The sequence below is a fragment of the Streptococcus sp. HMSC062D07 genome, assembly GCF_001814215.1.
Lineage (GTDB): Bacteria > Bacillota > Bacilli > Lactobacillales > Streptococcaceae > Streptococcus > Streptococcus infantis_I.
Map to the genome: position 1 here is coordinate 1 of NZ_KV815321.1, position 3,994 is coordinate 3,994.

At 42.8% G+C, this 3,994-nt stretch carries 4 protein-coding genes; all 4 read left to right on the plus strand.

The window, feature by feature from the left end:
• The coding region (locus HMPREF2957_RS00250) for an FtsK/SpoIIIE domain-containing protein (RefSeq protein ID WP_070676953.1) at nucleotides 1-1,072 on the plus strand (1,072 nt) is incomplete at its 5' end.
• Nucleotides 1,073-1,779: 707 nt separating this feature from the next.
• A complete protein-coding gene (locus tag HMPREF2957_RS09050) occupies nucleotides 1,780-2,034 on the plus strand; it encodes a hypothetical protein (RefSeq protein ID WP_148131960.1) in 255 nt (84 codons plus the stop codon).
• Complete coding sequence (locus HMPREF2957_RS00265; RefSeq protein WP_070676956.1) at nucleotides 2,018-2,296, plus strand: hypothetical protein; 279 nt, start codon at nucleotides 2,018-2,020, stop codon at nucleotides 2,294-2,296. Before HMPREF2957_RS09050 ends, HMPREF2957_RS00265 begins: the two co-directional genes overlap by 17 nt.
• A gap of 86 nt (nucleotides 2,297-2,382) precedes the next feature.
• Entirely contained in the window at nucleotides 2,383-3,852 is a 1,470-nt protein-coding gene (locus HMPREF2957_RS00270; protein WP_070676957.1) for a replication initiation factor domain-containing protein, read from the plus strand.
• Nucleotides 3,853-3,994 lie beyond the last annotated feature (142 nt).

Consider the following 3,994-nt stretch of genomic DNA (forward strand, 5'->3'; position numbering starts at 1 on the left):
GAAACTCCGTGAAGCTCTGACCCGTGCTTTTTTAGACGTGCAGTCAGTAAATCCAATGCTGAAAACCTCTCTTGTTGGTGTGCCCTGGATTGAGCTACTAGCAAGTGATGGGGTGCTTGAGGTCAAAATTGAAAGACTTCCTGGACTTGATGAAGACGAAAGACTTGCTGAACTTATCTCAGTAGCGACAAGAAAAGACTGGGAAGCCTTTGAGGTGGTGGACTTTTGGCGAGAGCCTGGAGGGGTTTATTCGGTCTTTATCCTTGAGGATGTCGCTTCTGATAAGCGCTTAGACGTGACTTCTGTTATTTCCTCTGCGGTGCCTTTTAAGATTGCTCTGCAGAAAGGCTTAATTGTTGATTTCGAAAAGTCTCCAGGTCTTGGCTTGTTTGGTAAGTCGGGGGCTGGGAAGACGACAACGCTTCTTGCTTTCCTGGCTCAATTCTTGGCAGGTGGCTCCCAGGTTTACCTGGTGGACGGTAAGAACGAGCTTCAGGCTCTTTCTAGCGTCCTACAACGTGCCTCTGGAGTCTCTGACGTCCTTTCTATGCTCGGCTATGTTGTAGCTCAAATGGAGCAACGAGAAGACTTCCTCGGAAAAGAAGGAGCACGTCAGCAACGTTTAGGCCTTAAGGCTAGCGAGGTGGGACTTACTCCGCTAGTGGTAGCCATCGATGAGCTCGGGGCTTTGGTAGCTTCTGCGCAAGCAAAAGAAAAAGCAGAGCTGATCGCTTTGCTTACTCAGATAGCCTTAAAAGGTCGCTCAAGTGGCGTTATTCTTGTAGTTGCTTCGCAGTTTGCTAGCGTGGACACTATCCCGAATGCCGTGAGGTCGCAACTATCGACAAAAATTCTTCTCGGCGGTGCACCTGCTGAACTGGTGCGAATGGTTTTCCCAACGGCCAGCCCTGGGGCTCGCTCTGCTCGTCAGTTTGAAGGCTTTGTCTATGTAGATGGACAACTAGGAAGGGAGCCAGGAAGGTATCAGGTTCCATCTCTCGGAAAATTGGAAAATGTTTCTAAATGGGGCGGATTCGTCACGTATTACGACACGGAAAGGGCGCTAGTCTAGACCCTTTACAAGTGGGCCTTGCACGGGTAGGCTTATGACCGCCAGCCGGAAGGCTGAAAGACTTTCGGGGGTTGGTCTGCCTAGACCCTCGCAAGGGGGAACCACTTGTAGAAGGGCGCCCGAAACGGGGGGAAAACCCTGTAAAAATGGCTTTTTCCAATTTCCCGTTAATTTGGCGTTTTAGAGAAGTTTTAGGGCTATCGTACCAGGACGAGCTTCAAGCGAAAATAAAGCTGATTTTCTTTGTGTTCTACAAGAAAATGAAAAAATAGCAAAATGGAGTGATGGGGTGTTTGCGTCCATTTGCGCAAAAAAAATAACGTAAAATAGGACTAGTAGGAAGAACTGCCCTGCCTTGACGTTACTTTTTAAAAGTGCTAAAATGAAGAAAGCATTACCAAAGTAAAAGGAAAAAGGACGTCTATCACCGGCAAGTAGATTTAACGTCCTCATCTAATTCTTATAAAATTCTATCAGAAAAGACCGAAAAGGTCAAGCTTTTAGACTAAATAAGAAATAAGACGAGGCGCTTCCTAAGATAATTATCTGGAGGGCCTTTTATTTTGGCAAATAATAAAAATAACGATTGGAAGACGTTTCTTCCTACGCAAACAAGCTCAAAAGAAAGTTTTACGTTAATTGTACAGTATCCTGGAACTACTCCAGTGCAGTATTTTCCCAAGTTAAAAAATCCTGATGGCTCGAACGTGATCGGGGCGGACGGGCGTTCGCAACGTTCACAAGAGCCACAAGGCTGGACTTATCTTTTGACACACTTTGGAACTGGTGACCGTGTCAGAGTTGTTTTTGATGGACTATATGACTTGAGTCCAGGAGCTCTTTATGAGCTTCAAGCGTCAGGCTATCACTTTAGCAAAGACCACTCTTACTACTTGGACGAGCTCGAAGCTCTTTCTGTTGCTCATAATTTTGCAGGTAATCAAAATGATAACAACAAGTAAAGACGGCTGGTGCAACAAGTCAGATGCTGAGATTTTGAACAACCTGAAAGATTGGGTTTCAAGATGTGATGTGAAGTATGTCAAAAGTGATGCCTTGAAAAAGATTGATTCTGCTTTTGCTTTGTGGGCTAACGGTCAATATGTTTCAGCGTTGCGCCTACTAGATGAAAACGAAGTGTTTTTGAAAAAATCTGATTGGCCTTATTATGCTTTAGGGATTGAGATTTTGAGAGTTAGAAAACACGAGTTTTTAAATGAATAACGAGGATTTCCAGGGGAGCCCGAAAGGGCGAACCTGGACCCCCCGTTATGATAATTATGGGGGGATGAAGGACATTTAGGTGTTTTATGAAAAAAGAAAAAAATTTAAACAATGTTTTGAAAGATGTTCTGAATGTGTCTATTGACTACTTGAACGTGGTTTTTACGTCTGACCAAATCTGGGACGGTAACGAGGTTGTTTCTCCTCGGTTTGCTTTCCTTGATTTTTTGGGGTTGAATTTAATTGATGGCTCTTTTTCTGAGGGAAAAGGGATTTATGGCTATAACGAAAGTGTTCGCTCTGATGGTCTAATTATTGCGTGGAAAGCTGACAACTCTAGTATTTTATACTCATTTTCAGGTATTGGTTGCGCCCGTCTTGGCTTAAGTAATCAAGATTTTTTAGTGAAAGTGATGAAATACATCGGAGAAAATGGGGGCTGGGTTTCACGGATAGATATAGCCCTGGACGTTGCAAACAATACTATTTTCCCTTTGTCTAAAATGATTGAAAAGCTTGAAAATCAAGAGTTTACAAGCAAGAAAAGACGTTTTAACCGATTTGATGAAAGAGATGCTTCGGGTAACTTGCTAGGTTCTACTGTGTATTTTGGTAAAAGTCGGGCTGACGTAGGAAGCAAAGGAAACGTCTATTTAAGAGCTTATCGCAAGGATTTAGAGCTTATCTCTAAAGTCGAGCAGTTGCCTGCTTGGGCAACTGGTTGCGACACTATAGAGCGTTTTGAGTTATCTTTCAACGGTAGAAGTAAAACTGAACTTGTAAGACGGGAGATTATAGTCAGAAAAGGCGAGTTATTGCCTTTGCATTTGGCTTTGCTTGCTGACGTTGTGACTTTTAAAGTTCCGCCACAAGGTAAGGACAAGAAAAAAAGTCGCTGGGAAGTTGATCAGTCCTGGCTCAACTTCCTAAGTCAGCAAAAAGCTACACAACACGAGTTGAAAGAGCCTGAAAACGGCTTAAATGATATAAAATCAATCTTGAGCTGGCTTAATCGTTCCGTTGCTCCGTCATTGTCTCTTTTAGCTAAAATCAGCGAAGAAAAAGGCATAGATTTTTGGAAAATCTTGCAAAATGAAACTCATTTAAGAGAGTTGAACTATGAGCAAGAATCTTTAAAATCTCATAAAACCATTGAAGAGATAGACAGTAAGACGCTAGAAAAAATAGTGAAAAACCTTCTAAGTGGTCAAAGCTCCTATGTTTCTAATCCTGAAGAGTGGGAAGAAATTGATATGGAGCAGAGGGCGAAGGAGCTTGAAGAGCAAAAAAGGAAGAGGGAAGAAGCTGAAGCGGAGCGAAGAAGAAAGGCTAAGGAAGACAGAAAGTTAGCTACTGACCAAGTTAATGAAAGAGTTGATAAAATTAAAAACAGATTAGAGAAAAAGACTAAGAAAGAACGTGAGAAGCTGGAGAGAGCAAAACAGAGATTAAAGAAACAAAAAGAAAAGTTAGAGCTAGAAAGAGAGAAAATGAGAAGAAAAATCATTAGAGAGCTTAAAAAAGAAGCTAAGGAGAAAGGAGATGAGAAAGTTTGAGCTAGTAGAGGGCTCTTTTCAGGAGCAGGGCGCTTCTAAGTGGCGCACCTGGTGGAGCCGTTGGGGTTACTATAAACGCTTTGGAGTGCTGAACGGGTGGAAGCTCCTGAAACTCCGTGAAGCTCTGACCCGTGCTTTTTTA